Annotated in this window: 20 protein-coding genes; 10 read left to right on the forward strand and 10 right to left on the reverse strand. The window is 68.7% G+C overall.

Annotation, left to right across the window (positions count from 1 at the left end; all coding sequences use genetic code 11):
- Positions 1 to 70: 70 nt before the first annotated feature.
- The gene (locus ACWGCN_RS09125; protein WP_387443362.1) at positions 71 to 925 is read left to right on the forward strand and encodes an acyl-CoA thioesterase domain-containing protein; all 855 of its coding nucleotides are present in this window, start codon (positions 71 to 73) and stop codon (positions 923 to 925) included.
- 166 nt (positions 926 to 1,091) lie between these two features.
- Here ACWGCN_RS09125 and ACWGCN_RS09130 read toward each other — a convergent pair whose 3' ends face one another.
- Positions 1,092 to 1,667, reverse strand: a complete 576-nt coding sequence (locus tag ACWGCN_RS09130) for a TetR/AcrR family transcriptional regulator (RefSeq protein ID WP_452459510.1) — start codon at positions 1,665 to 1,667, stop codon at positions 1,092 to 1,094.
- 92 nt (positions 1,668 to 1,759) lie between these two features.
- Between ACWGCN_RS09130 and ACWGCN_RS09135 the strand changes: the two genes are divergently transcribed.
- A complete protein-coding gene (locus ACWGCN_RS09135) occupies positions 1,760 to 2,578 on the forward strand; it encodes an SGNH/GDSL hydrolase family protein (RefSeq protein ID WP_452459509.1) in 819 nt (272 codons plus the stop codon).
- 1 nt (position 2,579) lies between these two features.
- Here the strand turns inward: ACWGCN_RS09135 and ACWGCN_RS09140 are convergent, their stop codons facing one another.
- Entirely contained in the window at positions 2,580 to 3,035 is a 456-nt protein-coding gene (locus ACWGCN_RS09140) for a hypothetical protein (RefSeq protein WP_378627515.1), read from the reverse strand.
- A 133-nt stretch (positions 3,036 to 3,168) separates the two neighbouring features.
- Here ACWGCN_RS09140 and ACWGCN_RS09145 point away from each other — a divergent pair, with 133 nt between their 5' ends.
- Complete coding sequence (locus tag ACWGCN_RS09145) at positions 3,169 to 4,011, forward strand: NAD-dependent protein deacetylase (RefSeq protein WP_378987985.1); 843 nt, start codon at positions 3,169 to 3,171, stop codon at positions 4,009 to 4,011.
- A 237-nt stretch (positions 4,012 to 4,248) separates the two neighbouring features.
- The gene (locus ACWGCN_RS09150; protein WP_452459508.1) at positions 4,249 to 6,657 is read left to right on the forward strand and encodes an MFS transporter; all 2,409 of its coding nucleotides are present in this window, start codon (positions 4,249 to 4,251) and stop codon (positions 6,655 to 6,657) included.
- 42 nt (positions 6,658 to 6,699) lie between these two features.
- Here ACWGCN_RS09150 and ACWGCN_RS09155 read toward each other — a convergent pair whose 3' ends face one another.
- Positions 6,700 to 6,963: a helix-turn-helix domain-containing protein gene (locus tag ACWGCN_RS09155; RefSeq protein WP_378627518.1), complete on the reverse strand. Its 264-nt coding sequence runs from the start codon at positions 6,961 to 6,963 to the stop codon at positions 6,700 to 6,702.
- 119 nt (positions 6,964 to 7,082) lie between these two features.
- On the opposite strand from ACWGCN_RS09155, the gene ACWGCN_RS09160 reads away from it, so the two are divergent.
- Entirely contained in the window at positions 7,083 to 7,898 is an 816-nt protein-coding gene (locus ACWGCN_RS09160; protein ID WP_378987979.1) for a mycofactocin-coupled SDR family oxidoreductase, read from the forward strand.
- A 60-nt stretch (positions 7,899 to 7,958) separates the two neighbouring features.
- Positions 7,959 to 8,726: a type I methionyl aminopeptidase gene (gene map / locus ACWGCN_RS09165; RefSeq protein ID WP_452459507.1), complete on the forward strand. Its 768-nt coding sequence runs from the start codon at positions 7,959 to 7,961 to the stop codon at positions 8,724 to 8,726.
- A gap of 29 nt (positions 8,727 to 8,755) precedes the next feature.
- Here map and ACWGCN_RS09170 read toward each other — a convergent pair whose 3' ends face one another.
- Together ACWGCN_RS09170 and ACWGCN_RS09175 are read right to left on the reverse strand one after the other, a co-directional pair.
- Positions 8,756 to 9,520, reverse strand: a complete 765-nt coding sequence (locus ACWGCN_RS09170) for a 2-phosphosulfolactate phosphatase (RefSeq protein WP_452459506.1) — start codon at positions 9,518 to 9,520, stop codon at positions 8,756 to 8,758.
- A 90-nt stretch (positions 9,521 to 9,610) separates the two neighbouring features.
- The gene (locus tag ACWGCN_RS09175) at positions 9,611 to 10,399 is read right to left on the reverse strand and encodes an AraC family transcriptional regulator (RefSeq protein WP_452459505.1); all 789 of its coding nucleotides are present in this window, start codon (positions 10,397 to 10,399) and stop codon (positions 9,611 to 9,613) included.
- Between the two features lie 56 nt (positions 10,400 to 10,455).
- Between ACWGCN_RS09175 and ACWGCN_RS09180 the strand changes: the two genes are divergently transcribed.
- Positions 10,456 to 11,025 (forward strand): class I SAM-dependent methyltransferase, encoded by a 570-nt coding sequence (locus ACWGCN_RS09180; RefSeq protein ID WP_387443374.1) that lies wholly within the window; start codon positions 10,456 to 10,458, stop codon positions 11,023 to 11,025.
- A gap of 25 nt (positions 11,026 to 11,050) precedes the next feature.
- Here the strand turns inward: ACWGCN_RS09180 and ACWGCN_RS09185 are convergent, their stop codons facing one another.
- The gene (locus tag ACWGCN_RS09185) at positions 11,051 to 11,998 is read right to left on the reverse strand and encodes an SMP-30/gluconolactonase/LRE family protein (protein ID WP_452459504.1); all 948 of its coding nucleotides are present in this window, start codon (positions 11,996 to 11,998) and stop codon (positions 11,051 to 11,053) included.
- A gap of 8 nt (positions 11,999 to 12,006) precedes the next feature.
- Positions 12,007 to 12,801, reverse strand: coding sequence for a glyoxalase (locus tag ACWGCN_RS09190; RefSeq protein ID WP_452459503.1), 795 nt, complete (start codon positions 12,799 to 12,801; stop codon positions 12,007 to 12,009).
- 116 nt (positions 12,802 to 12,917) lie between these two features.
- Here ACWGCN_RS09190 and ACWGCN_RS09195 point away from each other — a divergent pair, with 116 nt between their 5' ends.
- Positions 12,918 to 13,298 carry a PPOX class F420-dependent oxidoreductase gene (locus tag ACWGCN_RS09195; protein WP_452449115.1) on the forward strand — a complete coding sequence of 127 codons (381 nt, stop codon included), beginning with the start codon at positions 12,918 to 12,920 and terminating at the stop codon, positions 13,296 to 13,298.
- Positions 13,299 to 13,374: 76 nt separating this feature from the next.
- A complete protein-coding gene (locus ACWGCN_RS09200; RefSeq protein ID WP_452528998.1) occupies positions 13,375 to 14,664 on the forward strand; it encodes an acetyl-CoA C-acyltransferase in 1,290 nt (429 codons plus the stop codon).
- Positions 14,665 to 14,666: 2 nt separating this feature from the next.
- On the opposite strand, the gene ACWGCN_RS09205 is transcribed toward ACWGCN_RS09200, so the two are convergent.
- Positions 14,667 to 15,401, reverse strand: a complete 735-nt coding sequence (locus tag ACWGCN_RS09205; protein ID WP_452459108.1) for a TioE family transcriptional regulator — start codon at positions 15,399 to 15,401, stop codon at positions 14,667 to 14,669.
- 81 nt (positions 15,402 to 15,482) lie between these two features.
- Here ACWGCN_RS09205 and ACWGCN_RS09210 point away from each other — a divergent pair, with 81 nt between their 5' ends.
- Positions 15,483 to 16,634 carry an erythromycin esterase family protein gene (locus ACWGCN_RS09210; RefSeq protein WP_452459109.1) on the forward strand — a complete coding sequence of 384 codons (1,152 nt, stop codon included), beginning with the start codon at positions 15,483 to 15,485 and terminating at the stop codon, positions 16,632 to 16,634.
- Here the strand turns inward: ACWGCN_RS09210 and ACWGCN_RS09215 are convergent.
- Together ACWGCN_RS09215 and ACWGCN_RS09220 are read right to left on the reverse strand one after the other, a co-directional pair.
- Positions 16,627 to 17,463, reverse strand: coding sequence for an HAD family hydrolase (locus ACWGCN_RS09215; protein WP_379313882.1), 837 nt, complete (start codon positions 17,461 to 17,463; stop codon positions 16,627 to 16,629). The two genes, ACWGCN_RS09210 and ACWGCN_RS09215, sit on opposite strands and share 8 nt — an antisense overlap.
- 51 nt (positions 17,464 to 17,514) lie before the next feature.
- Positions 17,515 to 18,894 carry a metallopeptidase TldD-related protein gene (locus ACWGCN_RS09220; RefSeq protein WP_452459117.1) on the reverse strand — a complete coding sequence of 460 codons (1,380 nt, stop codon included), beginning with the start codon at positions 18,892 to 18,894 and terminating at the stop codon, positions 17,515 to 17,517.
- Between the last annotated feature and the right edge of the window lie 2 nt (positions 18,895 to 18,896).

Consider the following 18,896-nt stretch of genomic DNA (forward strand, 5'->3'; position numbering starts at 1 on the left):
AACACGTTCTAGTGTGAGGCATGGTGCGCCGTGGCGATCCCGCCCGGCGCCCGCGAGGGAAAGGGGCACGATGAGTAGCTCCCCTGGCTATTTCACGCACGCGGACGGCGTCTACACGCCGATGCGGTACTCGCTGAGCCTGTGGGCGCCCAGCACGCTGTCCGGGCCGCCGGTGTGCGGGTTGATGGCGCGCGAGGTGGAGGCGGGGTACTGCACCGGCGGGTTCGCCCCGGCGCGACTGACCGTCGACCTGCACCGTCCGGTGCCCGCCGTGCCGCTGACCATCGCCAGCGAACTGGTCCGCGACGGCAACCGGGTCCGCTCGGTGAGCATCGTCGTGCGTGCCGACGGCGAGATCGTCGCCCGTGGCAGCGCGCTCCTGCTGAAGCGTTCGACCCAGCCGCCGGGCGAGGTGTGGCGCCCGGACCGGGATCGGCCGCTGCCGCCCCCGAGTGCGCTGGCCACCATCGACCAGACGATGCACCTGTTCGGCAGTGACGGGCAGGGGTGGTCGATGAATATGACCGAACATCAGAACGACGCCCGCAAACGCAAGTGGGTGCGCAATATTCCGGTCGTCGCGGGGGAGCCGTCGTCGCCGTTCTGCTACGCGGCGATGACCGGCGAGCAGACCAGCCTGGTCACCAACTGGGGCACCGAGGGCATCGGTTTCATCAACACCGATGTGTCGATCACGTTCTCGCGCATGCCCGTCGGTGACGAAATGGGCCTCGAGGCGGAGAGCCACCTCAGCGACGACGGGATCGCGGCGGGCGCGGCGGTGCTCTACGACGAGCGCGGCGCGTTCGGCATCTGCACGACGACCGCGCTGGCCAACGAACGCAGGCAGATCCGCGGCGATGTCATCGACGAGCTGTCGGAGTCGTTCGCGGCGGACGCGCTCGGGCAGCCGCAAGTCCGGTGAACGCCGCCGCGCACAGGATCGTGCCGGTCGTCGTGGTGGCGAGCAGGTAGCCCTGCGTGATCGACCGGGCGACGGGAACCGGCGACAGCGCCGCGGCCAACCGTCAATGCCCCGCTGAGCCGAGCCTCACGCTGTCGGTGCCGCGAACGTGGGCGGAGGGCGGGTGTCACCGCAGTGACATGGACACCGACCGGACAAGCGCCTCGGCATACGGACGTGGTGCGGGCTCGGCATCGGGGCCGGTGGCGTAGTAGCGCAAGAACGCCTCGTGGAAGCAGGCGCCGTTCAACAGTGCCGCAGCGGTGTGGGGATCGGCCGTCGCGGCGATCCGGCCCAGTTCCTGTTCGGCCCGCAGATATCCGGCGATCGACTCGACCGCCCGATCGGGCCCCGCACCATGGCGGCTCATCGCGTCGCGATGCGCTGCCATGCGCTGCGGGTCGGCCAACAGTGCGCCCAGCATCGGAATGGATCGCTGGTAGAACGTGAGCGTCGCGGCGGCGAGTTCGGTGAGATTGCCTTCGACCGTTCCCGCGCCTGCGGCGATGGTCACGCGTGACGGCCCGGGCACTCGTTCCTGGAGGACGGCCAATAGCAGGCGCTCTTTGTCCCCGAAGTACTTGTACAGCGTGGGTTCCGAGACGCCGCTCGCGTGCGCGATCTCCTTGGTGGTCGCCTGCGCGACACCGCGCGTCCGCAGAATCTCGGCCGCGGCGTCGAGGATCCGATCCCGTGTGCTCACCCGTGATCCTTCCGGCACTGGACAGTTAGTGAATACTAGCCCACACTGTGGTTAGTAATCACTAACCCTGTTCGACCTGGAGGTACGCGATCGTGTCGCGAAAGATTCCGAAGAAGCCGATCGCCGTTGCCGCGGTCATGGTCTTGATCGGCGTGCTGGGTGCGGTCGGCGCCGTTGTCTACCTCACCTTTCTTCGGTCGGCAGAGAACTCGCCGTCCCTGGCCTGTGATGGGGGAAGGCCGTCCGGCTCCGGGCCCGTGGTGGTCGCGGCGGGAGCGAGCATGACCCAGGGCACGCTCGGCGCGAATTGGGTTGGCGCGCTGCGCGATCGGCCCGAATTCGCCGGCTACACGTTCGTCAACGCCGGGGTGAACGGCAATACCGCCGCCGATCTACTCGGCCGGGTCGACACCGATGTGGTGCGCTGCCGTCCGGACGCCGTCGTTCTGCTGGTGGGCACCAACGACGTGCGCGCCGACGTGTCTGTCGATCGGTATCGCGCCGATCTCGGCGCACTTGTGGGTCGCATCGGATCCCGGACGTCCGCGCGGATCGCACTGCTCTCGTTGCCGCCCCTGGGGGAGGATCTCGATGCCCCGATCAATCACCGTCTCGCCGACTTCAATGCCGCGATCGAGAACGTCGCGACCACGGCCGGTATCGGCTATCTTCCCGTCAACGAGCAGTTCGCGGACCGCTTACGCCGATCTGCCAGTGCTACAACGACATTCGATTTCGGCTTTTCGCTCGCCTTCCGCGCCGCGGCGAAACACTACCTACTCGGCCGAACGTGGGACGAAGTCGCCCACAGTCATCATCTCGAACTCTTGGTGGACCACATCCACCTCAGTGACCAGGGTGGGGCCATTGTCACCGAGCTGGTCGGCAGATGGCTGGCAGCCGCGTCGTGAGCTACGCGGAGATCAGGGTCACGATGAGTTCGTCGGCGATCGACTCGGCCTTCACCATGCCGGTGCCCAGGTAGAGGGTCGCCGCGCGGGGGCGGCCGTCGGCCAGTGGTACGACCGAGACCGCGTCGACGCGGCGGCCCGCGAGCTCGTCGTAGGGTGACTCGTCGGTGACGTCGAAGGCGGTGTACTTGCCGGAGTTGGCGACGTATTCGATGTTCACCGGGTCGACCAGCGGCTCGAACGGGTCGCGCCACGGTGCGCCGCCGATGCGCAGTTCCGCACCGTCGACGCCGGCGTCGAAGAGCAGGGTCGAACCGTTGTGGAAGGTGAATTCGATCGGGCCCTCGGTGCGGTCGATCTCGTCGCCCAGGACATAGAACATCCGGCGGACGGCGACGATGGTCCCGTCGACCGCGGCATTGAGCGCGGTGCGGCCGTGCTCATCGGTGTCGGACATAGGTTTTCCTCTGCAGCGGTCGATGCCGGGCGGAGGAAACATCATGTCGCCGCGCGGCCACCACACGCAACTCGGCCCCGGCGTGTTCGTCCCGCGCACGACGCGCCGCCGCCCCGCTCGTAGAGTGGAACCCATGGTGGACCACGACACCACCGACGCGGTGGCGCGCGCGGCCGAGCTGCTGCGCGGGCGCCGCACCGTGGTGATCTCCGGCGCGGGGCTGAGCACCGACAGCGGGATTCCCGATTACCGCGGTCCCGGCTCGCCGCCGCGCACGCCGATGACCTATCAGCAGTTCGTCGGTGACCCGGTGTTCCGGCAGCGGTATTGGGCGCGTAACCACATCGGCTGGCGGCGGATGGACGCCGCCCGGCCCAACCCCGGTCATCGCGCTGTCGCCCAGCTGGAGCGGGCGGGTGCGGTGTCGGGAGTGATCACCCAGAACGTGGACCTGCTGCATATGAAGGCGGGTGCGCGTCAGGTGATCGATCTGCACGGAACGTATGCGCGAGTGCGTTGTCTGCGGTGCGAGAATCTGATATCCCGAATGACCCTCGCGCAACACCTCGAAGCGGCCAATCCCGGTTTCGCGGACAATGTTTCGGCGGGCGCCACCGGTATCGAAGTGGCACCCGACGCCGATGCCGTGGTGACCGATACCGACCGATTCCGGATGGTCGATTGCCTGGCGTGCGGCGGAATGCTCAAACCCGACATCGTGTATTTCGGTGAGAATGTGCCGCCGGACCGGGTGGCAGCCGCTTTCGGCCTGGTCGAACGAGCACAGGCGATCCTGGTGGCCGGTTCCTCGTTAACGGTGATGTCGGGCCTGCGATTCGTGCGCAGAGCCGCGAAAAACGGTGTGCCAGTGGTGATCGTGAATCGTGGACGTACCCGCGGCGACGACCTCGCCACCCTCCGGATCGACGCGGGCTGCTCGGAAACTCTGTGCGCGCTGGCCGAACTCGGCCGCTGAATTCCCGCGCGCCGAACTGACAGTTCACAGCCCCGCGGCCTATCGTTTCCGGGTGAAACGAACGGTAACTTGATCCCTCGGTGAAGGCGGCGAATCCGACGTGGGTAAGCTCTGCGCACCAGTGCATGAAGAGTTCCACCCGCGGCGCAATGTTTTCCTCGCAGCGGGGTTGTCGGCCCTCGTGTGGGCCGAATGATCGACCCCCACTTGCCAGCCGATCAGAACCAGGGCTTTTCCATGACCGATACCGTCGTTGCCGAATCACGCCTCACGCACCGCCAGACACTCACCATCCTGTCCGGGCTGCTACTGGGGGTGTTCCTCGCCGCGCTCGATCAGAACATCGTCAGCGTCGCCATCGTCCGGATCGCGAACAGTCTCGACGGGTTCGACGAACAGGCATGGGCGACAACGGCATACCTGATCACCGCCACCGTCACCACGCCGCTCTACGGCAAGCTCGCCGACATCTACGGGCGCAAACCGTTCTATCTGCTGGCGATCGCCCTGTTCGTGATCGGCTCGGCCGCCTGCTGCTTCGCGACCACCATGTATCAGCTGGCCGGGTGCAGGGCCTTCCAGGGGCTGGGCGCGGGCGGGTTGATGTCGCTGGCGTTCACCATCGTCGGTGACATCGTGCCGCCGCGCGAACGGGTCCGCTACCAGGGGTATTTCCTCATGGTGTTCGGCATCGCGACAGTGCTCGGCCCGGTGGTCGGTGGCTTCCTGTCCGATTACGAGAGCCTCGGTGGCATCGAGGGCTGGCGCTGGGTGTTCCTGGTGAACGTGCCCGTCGGGGTGCTGGCGTTCCTCGTGGTCGCGAAGGTGCTGAACGTGGGGCACACCCGCCAACGCAGCCGGATCGACTGGTTCGGCGCGATCACCCTCATCGTGGGTGTGGTGCCGCTGCTGATCGTGGCCGAGCAGGGGCGGATCTGGGGGTGGACCGCGCCGAAATCGCTGCTCTGCTACGGCATCTGCGCGGGTGGGCTGCTGCTGTTCGTCCTGGTCGAATTCCTCATGAAGGACTCGGCGCTGATCCCGCTGCGGCTGTTCCGCAGCTCCACGTTCAGCATCGCGATCCTCGGCGGGTTCCTCGTGGGTGTCGCGATGTTCGGCGCGATCACGATGGTTCCGCAGTATCTGCAGGTCGTTCGTGGTTTCTCACCGACCGAGGCGGGGCTGCTGATGTTGCCGCTGGTCCTCGGGATCATGGTGGGCGCGCAGATCTCGGGGCTGATCACGAAAGCCACCGGCCGCTACAAGGTGCTGCCGGTGCTCGGTGCGCTGATCCTGGCGATCGGGTGCGCGCTGTTCGCCAGGATCACCTATGACGGTCCGCTGTGGCAGCCGCTGGCCTTCAGCGCGATCATGGGTTTCGGGCTCGGCGGCTGCATGCAGACGCTGGTCATCGCCGCGCAGAACGCGGTCGGGCGCACCGAGATGGGTGTGTCGACCGCGGCGGCGACGTTCTTCCGTCAGCTCGGCGGGACCCTGGGGGTCGCGGTGTTCCTGACCGTGCTGTTCGACGGGCTGCCCGCGTCGATCCTGGAAGCCTTCGGTGGGAGTCTGCCGCCCGGTTTCGACGGCGCGCGCCTCGACGGCCTGCTGAGCGATACCAGCGGCATCGCCACGCTGCCCGACGAGTTGCGGATCCCGATCCTCGAGGGATTCACCGACTCGATGCACAGCGTGTTCCTGCTCGCCGCCGACCTCGCCGTGGTGGCCTGCCTGGTGCTGGTCTTCATGAAAGAGATTCCGCTGCAGGAGGATCCGGCGCCGGACGATCAGTCCGATGCCACCGCGCTGCGCGATGTGAGCCTGCACGACGCGCACGAGATGGCGGGCGAACTGCACCCCGTCGCCACCGGTCGGGTGATCGCGGGGCTGCTGCGACGCGACGACGCGCGTCCGGTACCCGCCGCGACGCTCACCCTGATCGATCAGCACGGGCATCAGGTGGCCCGTGGCAACGGCGACGCCGACGGTGCGTACGTGATCGAGGCGCCCCGGCCGGGCAACTATGTACTCATCGCCGCGGCGGCCGGGCATCAGCCCGAAGCGGTGAGCGTGTCGATCGGGGAGCGCGCCCAGCACGTCGACCTGATGCTCACCGGCGCGGGTGAACTCACCGGGATCGTGCGATCGGCGCGGCGCGGCGAACCGCTCTGGGGTGCCACGATCACGCTGACCGATCCCGAGGGCGAGGTGGTGGGCGCGGCGATCACCGGCGAAGACGGCACCTACGTGTGCCGCGACGTCGTGAGTGGTACCTACACCCTGGTCGCGGTCGCCGATCACATGCGGCCGGCGGCAGTCGCGCTGACCGTGCCGGAGACGGGCTCGCTGCATCGCGACATCGACCTCGAACCGATGGCCATCCTGCTGGGCTCGGCCTGGGTGGACGGCGACCGCCCCGTCGCCGATGTGCAGATCACGGTCCTGGACTCGGGCGGCGATCCGGCAGCGACGGCGCGCACCGACGAACAGGGGCGGTACCTGGTACCTGACCTGCCGGAGGGGGAGTACACGGTGGTCGCCCGCGGCTACCCGCCCGTCGCGAGTCAGGTATCGGTGACCCGCGGCGAGATCACCCATGATGTGACGCTGGGATACGAGAACGAGGAGTCGATGAACCGCCGGTAGGCGGGTCGAGCGCAGCATCGGGCAGTGTGCGCGGTGTGCCGATCAGGCGGACTCGGCGACCTGTTCGTCGCGGTAGGACTCGGCCAGCTCGGTCAGGGGAATCGAGAGGGCCTCGGCCAGGCCGACGACCGTGCCGAAGGCCGGTGAGGGCAGCCGTCCCGACTCGATCTTGCGCAGCGTTTCCGGGGAAATACCCGCTCGCAGGGCCACCTCGGCGAGGTCGCGGTCGCCGCGAGCGGTGCGAAGGCGGCGGCCGAGACGGCGGCCTGCTTCGACCTGCGCGGGGCTGAGCGGGAGTCGGACCATGCGACCGATGGTATGTCCTCGCGAACACGATGGCCAAGCTGAGTAGGGATCTCCGTTTTCGCCTCGCCCGGGCGGTGGCGGTGGTAGGTGTCAGGGGAGGACATCGAAGTTCGAAAGGTATGGGTATGACACGACGGTTCGAGGGCAAGGTCGTTTTCGTGACGGGAGCGGCGCGTGGGCAGGGCAGGGCCGAGGCGGTGCGCTTCGCTGAGGAGGGTGCCGACGTGATCGCGATCGACGCGTGCGCGGAGTTCGCCAGCACCAGCTACGCGGGCGCGACCGAGGCGGATCTGGCTGAGACCGTGAAGCTCGTCGAAGCGGCGGGCGCCGAGATCGTCGCGAGCAAGGTCGATGTGCGCGATTTCGACGGGCTGTCCGCGGCGCTGGCGGCGGGCATCGAGCAGCTGGGCAGACTCGATGTGGTGGTGGCCAACGCGGGTATCTGTTCGGCGGCGATGTCGTGGGAGATCACCGCCGAGCAGTGGCAGGAGACCATCGACGTCAACCTGACGGGCGTCTTCCACACCGCGAAAGCCGCTGTGCCCCACCTGATCGCGCAGGGCGAGGGTGGCGCGATGGTGTTCATCAGTTCGGTGGCGGGTCTGAAGGGCACGCCGTTCACCGGCCACTATGTCGCGACCAAGCACGCGATCACGGGTCTGGCCAAGACGATGGCGAACGAGCTCGGCGCGCACCGGATCCGGGTGAACACCGTCCATCCCGCGGGCGTGGCGAGCGGCATGCAGATCAACGAGATGGGCCCGCTGTTCGAGGAGTACGGTGCCACTCTCGCGCCCATCTTCATGAACGCCCTGCCCAGCCACATCTGTCAGCCCGAGGAGATCGCGGCGACCGTGGCCTGGTTGTGCTCGTACGAGGCGAGCCAGATCACCGGTGCGCAGATTCCGGTGGACATGGGCAACCTGAACCGCTGATTTTGGTATTTTTATACCGGCGCGGCTAGTGTCGGTATGAAAATACCAAGTGGAGGCGTGATGGTGGAGCTGAAATCACCCGCGGAGATCGAGCGCATGCGGGTGACCGGCCGGTTCGTCGCCGACGTGCTGGCCGGGGTGCGCGACCGTGCGGCGGTCGGGGTGAACCTGCTCGAACTGGAAGCGTATGTGCGGGAACGGATTCGCGAGCGCGGGGCGGTGTCGTGCTACTGGGACTACTCGCCGTCGTTCGGGCGCGGGCCGTTCCGCAATACGGTGTGTCTGGCCGTGAACGATGCTGTGCTGCACGGGCTTCCGCACGACTATGTCTTGCGCGACGGCGACCTGCTGACGGCTGATCTGGCCGTGTCGATCGACGGCTGGGTCGCCGACTCGGCGATCTCGTTCATCGTCGGTACCCCCGCACCCGCGGACGAGCGACTGGTCAGGGCCACGGAAGAGGCCCTGACCGCCGGGATCGCGGCCGCGCAACCCGACAACCGGATCGGCGATATCTCCGCCGCGATCGCGACCGTCGCTCGCGGGTACGGATACCCGGTCAATACCGAGTTCGGCGGGCACGGGCTCGGGCGGACGATGCACGAGGATCCCCATATCGCCAACGACGGCAGGGCCGGGCGCGGGTTCCGGCTGCGGCCCGGTCTCACGGTGGCCATCGAGCCGTGGTTCGCGGCGAGCACGGCGAAGGTCTACACCGACGCCGACGGATGGACCATCCGCTCGGCCGACGGCTCCCGCTGCGCGCACAGCGAGCACACCATCGCCGTCACCGCCGACGGCCCACGGATCCTCACCTCCCACGACTGATCGAGCGGCTCCGGACGTGCCGACGCTTGCTAGCGGGGTCGGCGGTCGACGAAGGCGTTGCCGGTGAGAACCGGGACGGTGGCGTCGGCGTCGCGTTCGATCGCGATGGCCACATCCTCGGCGAAGCCGATCGCGGCGAGTTCGCGGCCGGACGCGCACTCCGTGATCAGCGCGCCCACGTCGGCTGCCGCCTCGAATGCTGCCGCAGCCGTGTGTGTTTCGGGGGAAGGGGTAGTGATGCCGCGATCGATCAGCGCGGCGGCGAGCGCACCGGCACCGAGCCAGTCCTCGAGCGCGGGCCGCACGGTGTCGGTGCCCGGCCAGTGCTCGCCCGCCGCGATGATCGCGATCGGTCGATCGGGAGTGCCCCAGTGCTGGGCGACGAGCCAGTCGGCGACCGCGCTGACATTGCGCAGGCAGGCGGCGACGACCGGCGTTTCCTCGACAGCGGCGGCGATGGTGGAACCGTTGGGCGAGGGCAGCACCAGGCGTGGCGTGAACGGCGCGCGCCGGATCGCCGCCGGCGACAGCGACCACGGACCGGCCTCCCGCCGTCCGACGGCCAGTTCGGCGGTATTCTCCGCGGCGAAGTCCCGCGCCGACTCGTCTCGCCACCGATACGGGAAGACCGCGGTGCCGGCGGCGGTAGCGACGGACACCGACGTCGTGAACGACAACACGTCGATCACCACCAGGCACCCGGCCCCCGGCCCGAGTATCGCCGCGCCGGTTCGCCCCCACTCCATCCGGATCCCGAATCCGTCCTGCCGTGCCCACTGCGGTGCCGATCGCACGCTGACCTCCCGATAGCCGAATCCGCCAGTCCACCACGGCAACCGACGATGCGCCACCGCTGGCCTCACCACGCGTGAAACCCCGACCGGTCAGGACGACCGATTGCCTACGGGGCCGGCGAAGTACTGTCCCGGCGACGTGCCGACGGCCCGCCGGAACGCGGCCACATACGCGCTCGGGCTGTGATAGCCGACCCGGGCGGCGATGCGGGTCACCGGTACACCGTCGGCCAGTGGGGTCAGCGAGGCCGCCAGGCGGATCTGGGTCCGCCATTGCGCGAAGGTCAGGCCGGTCTCGGCGCGAAACGCGCGAGCCAGGGTGCGCGAGCTGGCCGCGGCGTGCCTGCCCAGTTCGGCGAGGGTGCGGTCGTCGGCGGGATTGTCGAGCAGGACCTCGGCGACGACGCGTGCACGGGGGTCGGTCGGCAGTGGCGCGCCGATCGGAACGACCTCGACCGGCTCCAGCAGATCGAACACCATCGCTTCGGCCCGCGTCCGTCCGTCGTCTGTCAATCGCCGTGATGTCATGTGGTCGAACAGTTCTCGCAGCAGCGGGGAGACGCTCAGCAGCGTCGGTCCGGGGAACAGTGCCGGGCACCGGTCGGGTTCGACGAAGATGCCGCGCATATCGGCCCCGGCCGTCGTTCCGGTGCGATGCGCGACGCCGCCGGGTATCCACAAGGCTCTGGTCGGCGGTAGCACCCAGTGGTGGGCGCCGATGTCGATCCCGATGACTCCTCTACCCGCCCAGGCGATCTGATGCTGGGGGTGGCGGTGCTCGTCGAACCAGTATCCGGCGGGCAGGATTCCCGCGCCGAGCACCATGGCCGTGGGACCGGTGTCCGCGGCCAGCAGTAGGTCATGTCCGTTCTGCGACATAGTCTGTCAGCGTAGTGACTGTCGGCCACGGCCCCCCGGGTCCTACCGTCGTAGCTATGGCGATGAATTACTGGCACAGGCTGTTGTGCAGGTCCACGGCGTGGGAATGGGTGACGGCGACGAAGATCGTGCCGTGGGTGATGCGCGACATCGACCTCGGGGCGTCCGCGTTGGAGATCGGCCCGGGTTTCGGCGCGAACGTGGCGCCACTGCGGGACCGGGCGGCCTCGCTCACCGGCCTGGAAATCGACCCCGTGCTGGCCGCGCGTCTGCGCACCCGGTTCGCGCGGGAGCTGCGGGTGGTCGACGGTGACGCGACCGCGATGCCGTTGCCGGACAAGGAGTTCGACTCGGTGGTCTGCTTCACGATGCTGCACCACGTCCCCTCACCCGCACAGCAGGACGACCTGTTCGCCGAAGCGCTGCGGGTGTTGCGACCCGGCGGGGTGTTCGCCGGCTCGGACGGCCTCGACAGTCCGCTGTTCCGGCTCCAGCATGTGGGTGACACGTGCGTGCCGGTCCCGGCGGACACGCTCGCCGACCGGCTGGCGGTCGCGGGGTTCACGGGCATCGACGTGGAAACCGGTCTCGGAATGTTCCGGTTCCGGGCCGAGCGGCCCCGCTGACTCTTCGCTCGGAGCTTGCTCGTGCTCAGCGCAGGAAGGAGGGCGTGAGGTCGATACCGGGTGGTGGCCGCAGACGGCGGAGTGTGCCGTCGATGCTGGTGACATAGAGCGACCACGCTCCGGTGGTGAGGTCGGGGGCCAGGCGGGCCGAGGTGGGCCCGATCGGCGGTGGGCTGGGGAGCGAGCCCCGGGGAGTGGTCCAACCGGTGGCGAGCGTGCACCAGGCGCCGGTGGCCGGGTCGACCTGGTAGACGCTGCCGGAGTAGTCGCCGGTGACGAAGGTGAGGCCCGCGGCGGTGACATCGAGGTCGTCCAGTCCGGGCAGGAGACCGTCGTTCACAGTGGCGAGGGGAGTGGGCCGGTCGGGGGCGTCGAAGGGAACCCGCACGAGCTGGGAGGTGAGGACGTCCTCGGTGATGACCGCTCGGTGGTCGGGGGCGAGAGCGAGGCCGTTGGGGCGGGGGACAGGGGACCAGGCGAGGGTGAATTCGCCGGTGGCGGGGCGGTAGCGGCTGATGCCCACCGGCGGCCAGGGGACGGAGAGCTGGGAGATGAGCAGGTCGCCGTCGGGGAGCAGCAGTAATCCGTTGGGCTGCACCAGGTTCGGGAGCACGACGGTGACCTCGCCGGTGGCCGTATCGAGCCGGCTCAGGGTGCCGCCGCCGTTCGGTGTGGTGCCGTCACCGGTGACGAAGTAGAGATCGCCGCCGATCAGCCGCAGCCCGGCGGGGTTGTCGAGGCCGGTGCGGATCGTGGTGACCCGGCCGTCGGCGCCGACGTGCAGGATCTCTCCGCGAACGATGCCGCTGACGTAGAAGCCGCCGCGGCCGTCGTACTCGAGGTTCTCCAGGCCACCCAGGTCGGCCGCCAGCACGTCGACGTGCCAACCGTCGGCGCACGACGGCGCACCAGCCTGCGCTGGACCGGCCGGGCTCACCCCGAGGGCGGCGGCAACCGTGACTGCTGTTGCCACACAACGGATCAGCCGCCCACGGGTGGTGCGTTCGTGCCATCGACCTCGCATAGCCGAAGCCTACTGGCCGATCGCCCCGATGACCCGGTTCGGTCGGTCGCGGTGAGCAAAGCGGTGAGGAGATCGGAGGCACCGGCGGTGATCGCCGTGCGCTCCTCGGCGGTCAACTCGACCGAGTCGAGTTCGGATTTCCAGTGTGCGGCCCGGTCGGTGTCCGCGGCGACGACAGCGAGTTCGGCAAGGGCGGCGTAGGCGCGGGCCCGCTCGAAGGCGCTCGCGGCGGCCCCGAAACGGCGCAAGCCTGCCTCGAGCGCGCGGGTCGCCGCGCGGTCGTCGTTCTTGAAATCGCGCAGGATACGGGCATTGTCGAGCACCCGGGCCAGCCCTTCCAGCTCGCGCGAGCCACCGTACTCGAGTTCGCTGGGCTCGTCGCGCTGGATCACCAGGACGGTGTTGCCGACCGGGTCGACCAGGGAGAACCGGGACTGGCCCGGACGGAATCGGGTGATCCGCGGACAGCCCTTGCTCGGGATCTTGCCGTAGTGCGCGCGCAGGGCGGCGGTGTACTGGGCATGGCGTGCGGCGACGTCGTCGACCATCAGCAGCGCGCCCGCATGCTCCACCGGCAGCTCGATGCCCGGCGGCGCGGGCGCGAAATGCAGGGCGCAGCCGTGTTGTTCGATCGCGCCGTAGACGTAGGGGCGGGTTTGCTCATGGGTGACGGTGTAGCCGAGCGCCCGGTAGAACTCGAGGGTGCTCGGCAGGTCGCCGCTCCAGAGCAGAGGCACCGCGGTATCGGTCATCGTCGGCCTTTCGCCAGAGAGTCGATTCGCCCCAGAGGTTACGAACAGTTTCGCGAAAGCGCCCGTACTCTTTTTGCCGCTCGGCCGCGGATCGCCGCGCCCACTAGGCTGTGGGCATGACGAACCGCCTCGGCGAACTGGCGACCGCGAATTACGTACTGCTCACCACCTTCCGCAAGGACGGCACGCCCGTGGGGACGCCCGTCTGGGCGGTGGCCCGCGACGACAAGCTGTTCGTCTGGACGGTCACCGACAGCTGGAAGGTCAAGCGCGTCCGGCGCAACCCCGAGGTGACGGTGCAACCCTGCAACGTGCGCGGGGATGCGCACGGTGACATCGTGACCGGCACCGCCCGGCTGCTGGACGCGGCCGAGACCGACGAACTCCGTTCGTTGCTGCGCAAGAAGTACTGGCTGACCGGCCCGCTCGTGATTCTCGGCAGCAATCTGCGCCGGGGCAAGGCGGGCACGATCGGCATCGAGATCACGCCCTCCTGATTTGCGTCGATCCGATATGTAGAACCGCCGGTATCGAATACTGTGAGTCTTCGGCAGCACTTCCGAAGGGACTCACATGGCCGACAAACGCAACCGAGCCGTCGTCGTCGGGGGCGCGCGGACGCCGTTCGTACGCGCGTTCACCGACTTCACCCGCCTCGACAGCATCGCCCTGGCCGGCGCGGCCGTGCGCGGGCTGATCGAGCGGACCGGGATCGCGCCCGGCGAGATCCAGTCCATCGTCTGGGGCGGCGTCGTGCTACCCAGTCACGCGCCCAATATCGCGCGGGAGATCGCCCTCGACCTGAACCTGGACTTCGGGTGCGAGGGGTACACGGTCACCCGCGCGTGCGCGTCCGGATTGCAGGCGGTGACCTCGGCGGCCGCGGCGATCGAACGCGGCGAGTACGACATCATGATCGCCGGTGGCAGCGATTCCACCAGTAATGCCGAGATCAAGCTGCCGCAGAAGGTCGTGCACGCGGTCGCGCCGGTCGCGCTGGGCAAGCCCAAGGCGACGGACTACCTCGATGTGGTCCGCCAGCTCGCGCCGTTCACCGACATCCTGCCGCGCCAGCCCAAGATCGCCGAGCGCACCACCGGCGAGGTGATGGGCGAGTCCGCCGAGAAGATGGCCCGCATCAACGGGATCTCGCGCGCCGATCAAGACGCGTTCGCCGCCCGCTCGCACCAGCGGGCGGCGGCCGCCATCGCCTCGGGACGTTTCGACGACGAGGTCGTGCCGGTCAGCACGCCGTCGGGGACGCTGATCGACGTCGACAGACTCGTTCGCGCGAACACCAGCGTCGAGAAACTCGCCACCCTGAAACCGGTGTTCGAGAAGAACGGCACGGTCACCGCGGGTAACGCCAGCCCGCTCACCGACGGCGCGTCGGCGGTGCTGCTGATGAGCGAGGAGAAGGCGCGCGCTCTCGGGTTCACCCCGCAAGCCGCCTTCCGTTCCTGGAGTTTCGTCAGCGTCGACCCTGCCGACCAGGTACTCATCGGCCCGGCGATCTCGATGCCGCGCGCCCTCGACAAGGCGGGCATGACGCTGGCCGATATCGACCTCGTCGACATCCACGAAGCCTTCGCCGCGCAAACACTGTCGGTGCTGCGCATGCTGGAGAGCACCGAGTGGGCCAAGGCCCGTCTCGACCGCGACGAGCCGGTGGGCACCGTCGACATCGAAAGATTGAACGTGCACGGCGGCTCGATCTCGCTGGGCCATCCCTTCGGCGCCACCGGCGCCCGCATGGTCACGACCATGGCCAACGAGCTGGCCCGGACCGGGAAAGAGACCGCGCTGCTGGGGATCTGCGCGGCGGGCGGTATCGGCGCGTCGGCGGTACTCGAACGCGTCTGAGGTCAGGCGGGCGCACCGGGGCGGGGACGGTGCGCCCGGATGTCCACGGTGTATCGGCTCAGTGCGGCGGCAGCGTCGAGCATGCGGACGCCACGGGCGGTGATGGTGGCCTGCCAGTCGGTGAGGGCCTTCGCCAGCGCCTCGGTGCTGCCCGCGGCGCGAATCTGCCCGATGACGGTGGCGATGTGGTCGAGGCGGTAGTGACCTCGGCGCAGGATGTGGGCGAGTTCGGCGTCACGGAGGTCGGTGGGGCCGTAGCGGCGGTAGCCGGTGGCCGGGTCCCGATCGGGAGACAGGATGTCGGCCGCTTCCCACACCCGCAGGGTGGCCGGGGTGACTCGCAGGTGATGGGCGAGTTCGCCGATGGTTCTTGTCGTGGCCGAACCCGGTGTGGCAGAGCTCGATTCGGTGATCAGGTGGTCGACGGCCCGGCGGACCGTAGCGAGAGTCTCACGGTCTCGCAGGAGCTGGCTGTGCCCGCGGTCGATGACCGTGAGAGCCCTGTCGAGGTCGTCCGCGTGCAGCGCGCGCATGAGGTCGCCCGCCTGCGCGTGGCCGTAGGCGGGGATCAGAGTGAGGTAGGTGCGCAGCGCGGCCGCGTGCAGGTCGGTGTAGATCCGGTAGCCGGCAGGGGTGCGTTCGGCCGGCGGAAGGCATCCGTCCTGCTCGTAGTTGCGGACCGCCTGGGTCGAAATCGCGTGCTCGCGGGCCAGGTCGGACGGTCGTAGGGTTTTCACTGATTTGAGACTTTACGACATATATCCCGAATCGATGCTGCTCGAGTCTCAACCGTTCTTTCAACGATACGGTTGATAGGTATGAGCCAGAAAATCAGCGACTTCGTCCGTTTGTCCTGTGAACTGCTTGCGCTCGGGGAACCGACGCACAAAGAACCCGGCTTCGCGTCGGTCCGCAATGAGCTGTTCGCCGAGTTGGTGGCGAGTGGGTTCCGGTCGATCGCTCTCGAAACAGATCGGGTTGCCGCGCTCGCCGTGGACGATTACGTTCGCGGCGGCCACGGCGCCTTCGACGAGGTGATGCGGACCGGCTTCTCGCACGAGTTCGGCGAACTCGATGGCAACCGGCACCTGGTCGCCTGGCTGCGCGACTACAACGCGGGCAGGCCGGTCGAGGATCAGGTCCGCTTCCACGGATTCGACGCCGCGATGGAGACGATGAGTGCGCCGAGCCCGCGGTTCTACCTCGAATTCGCCCGCGACTACCTCGAACTCGACTTCGACATCAGCGGGCCCGCCGGCAGCGACGAGCGCTGGAGCCGCACCGAAGCGGTCCTGGACGCCGGCGTCTCGCCCGGTGCCACCCCCGACGCCGAGCGGTTGCGGGTGATGGCCGACGACATGCTCGCCCTGCTCTACACCCGTGCACCGGAACGGATCGCGGCCACGTCACTCGCCGAGTGGCGAAGGGCGGCAATTCATCTCACCGCCGGGCTCGGCCTGCTCCGGTACCACCGGCAGGCGGCCCAGCCGACCGAGGACGGCGTGCGATGGAACAGCCTGGCCGCCGCCCGTGACGCGCTGATGGCCCAGAACCTGCTCGACATCCGGTCCACCGAAGCACGCCGTGGTCCGACCCTGGTGTACTCGCACAACCTGCACCTGCGGCGCAACACCAGCGTCATGCGGATGGGGCCGATGGAGCTCGTCTGGTCCGGGGCGGGGGCGATCGTCGGATCGCTGCTGGGGGAGCACTACGGGGTGATACTCGGCAGTCTGGGACGCAGTGACGGCCTCGAACTCGCCGAACCCGGGCCGGGCACCTTCGAACACACGCTGCAGAACCGCATCGGCACCTGGGGTTTGATCCCGGCGGCAGAACTCGGACCCGGACACACCCGCACCGATGTCACCCAGGAGCAGGGGTACTTCCCGCTGGACGCGGACACCGTGCGCGTGACCGATACGATCCTGCACCTCAGCGTGGGCCGGGCGCCGACATCGGTCAGCTAGCCGAGTCGCGCTGTGCCGAGCCGGCCAATTCCTCCAGGTAGGAGGCGACACCGTCCTCGTCGTTGGCCGGGAGCACCCGGTCGGCGAGTGCGATGACCTCGGGTGCCGCGTTGGCCGGAACCAGCGCGGTACCCGCCCAGGTCAGCATGGCGACATCGTTGAGCGCATCGCCGGCGGCCGCGACCTCCGACAGGTGGATGCCGTCGAGCGCGCACAATCGGGCCAGCGCGCTGGCCTTCGACACACCTTCCGCGGCCATCTCCATGTACGCGGCGCCGGAGTGGGTCAGTTCCACGCCGGTGATCCCGACCGCCACCGCCTTGCGGTAGAGCTGGGCGCCCGGTAACTCGGGATGACGGGCGACGATCTTCACCATCGCGTCGACGCCCGTCGGCAAGATATCGGACAGTTCCATCTCGTGCGGGTTGCGGTGGTGATCGGCGAAGGTGCACAGCGCGGCATAGGCGGGCTCGGCGACGAACCGGGTGGCGCCGACATTGGCGAACACCACACCGGGAATCAGATCGCGGATCTGCGCCATCACCGCACCCGCCGCGCCGGTGTCGATCGAGACCGTGTCGATGATCTGCGGGGTGCCGTCGGCCAGGTCGAGCAGCACCGCGCCGTTGGCACACACCGCTTTGCCGCGGAAACCGCACGACTGCGCCAGCTCGTGGACCGAATGGCGGGCCCGGGCCGTCGCCCACACCACCTCGATGCCCGCGGCTTGCGCGCCGGCCATCGCTTCGGCGGTACGCGGCGAGATCGTGCGATCGGAACGCAGCAAGGTGCCGTCGAGGTCGGTGGCGAACATCCGGATACCAGTCACCCGATCATGCTTTCACGCTCGGGGCCGTCCAACGGAGGGGGTTCACCCCGGTCAGGTGGCCTGGCTCACCGACGACATGTGGAAGTCGGGGATGCGCAGCGGGGGCATGGCGGTCCGGGTGAACCAGTCCTTCCATTCGCGGGGCAGGGTGATCTCGGTGGCACCCGCTTCCGACACCCGCCGCAACAGATCGAGGGGGCTTTCGTTGAAACGGAAGTTGTTGACCGCGCCGGTGACCTTGCCGTCCTCGACCAGGTAAACGCCGTCGCGGGTGAGACCGGTGAGCAGCAGGGTGGCGGGGTCGACCTCGCGGATGTACCACAGGCAGGTGAGGAGCAGACCGCGTTCGGTGCGGGCGATCATGTCGTCCAGCGATGCCTCGCCGCCGCCGGTGAGCAGCAGGTTCTCGCCGGGAACCGTGGCGGGGGCGGCGAATTCGGCCGCCGTCGCGCGCGGATAGACCAGCGATTCGATGACGCCGCGGCCGATCCAGTCGACCCGCCGCGCGGACAGACCGTTGTCGAACACCGACAGCGACTCCGACGACGACGGGGTCGCCACGAACGGCCGGTATTCCAGACCGCTCGCGTTCGGGTCGGAGTACAGGGTCAACGGAATGTCGCTGAGGCGCTCACCGATTCGCGTGCCACCGGCGCGGGAGAACGCGGTGTGGCCTTCGTGCGCGCCACGGCCCTCCATGCTCCACGCCAGATAGATCATCAGATCGGCCACCGACGACGGCGGCAACAGGGTCTCGTAGCGGCCGGCGGGCAGCTCGACGCGGCGCGCGGACCAGCCCAGGCGCCGCGACAACTCGGCGAGCAGGCCCGCGGTGTCGACGTCGGTGAAGTCGGCGGTGCCGACCCCCACCCACGCGCTCGCCAGATCCTTGCCCTCGCCGCGCTTGCCGTTGATCTCCACCGAACCCGTCGGCTGACTGAACCGGCGGCGAACACCGGTCGAGGTGCCCAGCCAGGTGGTGTGCACCTGGTGGTGGGCGAAACCGTAGAGCCGGTCGGTGCCGTCGAAACCGGTGGACAGGTCGCGCGCCAGCCCGGCGAACACGTCGATCTCGGTGGCGCCGGGCGCCAGATCCCACGCGGCGGTGTCGTCGTCGGTGGGTTCGAGCAGCGGCATCGCGTCGCGGGCCGGGGCGGCCGTGCGCGCGGCTTCCTCGCTGGCGCGCACCACGGCCTCGATCTCGGTGGGATCGACGCTGGTGGAGCTGATGGAACCGACCCGCGCGGTGTTCGGGCCGTCACGGAACACCGAGATCACCGCCCACTCCCGCGAAATCGACGAGCCGTTGGTGGTCATCGAGTTGCCCGCCCACCGCAGCGACGCCTCGTGCGCGTCGGTGACGATCACGATCGCCTCGTCGGCCTTCGACGCCGCCAGCGCACGCTCGACCACCGTGCCCGCCGGGAACAGAC

The organism is Nocardia sp. NPDC055050, from assembly GCF_053608345.1.

What these genes read in the sequence shown, in the direction of transcription:
- ACWGCN_RS09125 (WP_387443362.1), top strand. Translation starts at nt 71, where the DNA reads ATGAGTAGCTCCCCTGGCTATTTCACGCACGCGGACGGCGTCTACACG.
- ACWGCN_RS09140 (WP_378627515.1), bottom strand. Translation starts at nt 3,035, where the DNA reads ATGTCCGACACCGATGAGCACGGCCGCACCGCGCTCAATGCCGCGGTC.
- ACWGCN_RS09145 (WP_378987985.1), top strand. Translation starts at nt 3,169, where the DNA reads ATGGTGGACCACGACACCACCGACGCGGTGGCGCGCGCGGCCGAGCTG.
- ACWGCN_RS09150 (WP_452459508.1), top strand. Translation starts at nt 4,249, where the DNA reads ATGACCGATACCGTCGTTGCCGAATCACGCCTCACGCACCGCCAGACA.
- ACWGCN_RS09155 (WP_378627518.1), bottom strand. Translation starts at nt 6,963, where the DNA reads ATGGTCCGACTCCCGCTCAGCCCCGCGCAGGTCGAAGCAGGCCGCCGT.
- ACWGCN_RS09160 (WP_378987979.1), top strand. Translation starts at nt 7,083, where the DNA reads ATGGGTATGACACGACGGTTCGAGGGCAAGGTCGTTTTCGTGACGGGA.
- map (WP_452459507.1), top strand. Translation starts at nt 7,959, where the DNA reads ATGGTGGAGCTGAAATCACCCGCGGAGATCGAGCGCATGCGGGTGACC.
- ACWGCN_RS09175 (WP_452459505.1), bottom strand. Translation starts at nt 10,399, where the DNA reads ATGTCGCAGAACGGACATGACCTACTGCTGGCCGCGGACACCGGTCCC.
- ACWGCN_RS09180 (WP_387443374.1), top strand. Translation starts at nt 10,456, where the DNA reads ATGGCGATGAATTACTGGCACAGGCTGTTGTGCAGGTCCACGGCGTGG.
- ACWGCN_RS09190 (WP_452459503.1), bottom strand. Translation starts at nt 12,801, where the DNA reads ATGACCGATACCGCGGTGCCTCTGCTCTGGAGCGGCGACCTGCCGAGC.
- ACWGCN_RS09195 (WP_452449115.1), top strand. Translation starts at nt 12,918, where the DNA reads ATGACGAACCGCCTCGGCGAACTGGCGACCGCGAATTACGTACTGCTC.
- ACWGCN_RS09200 (WP_452528998.1), top strand. Translation starts at nt 13,375, where the DNA reads ATGGCCGACAAACGCAACCGAGCCGTCGTCGTCGGGGGCGCGCGGACG.
- ACWGCN_RS09210 (WP_452459109.1), top strand. Translation starts at nt 15,483, where the DNA reads ATGAGCCAGAAAATCAGCGACTTCGTCCGTTTGTCCTGTGAACTGCTT.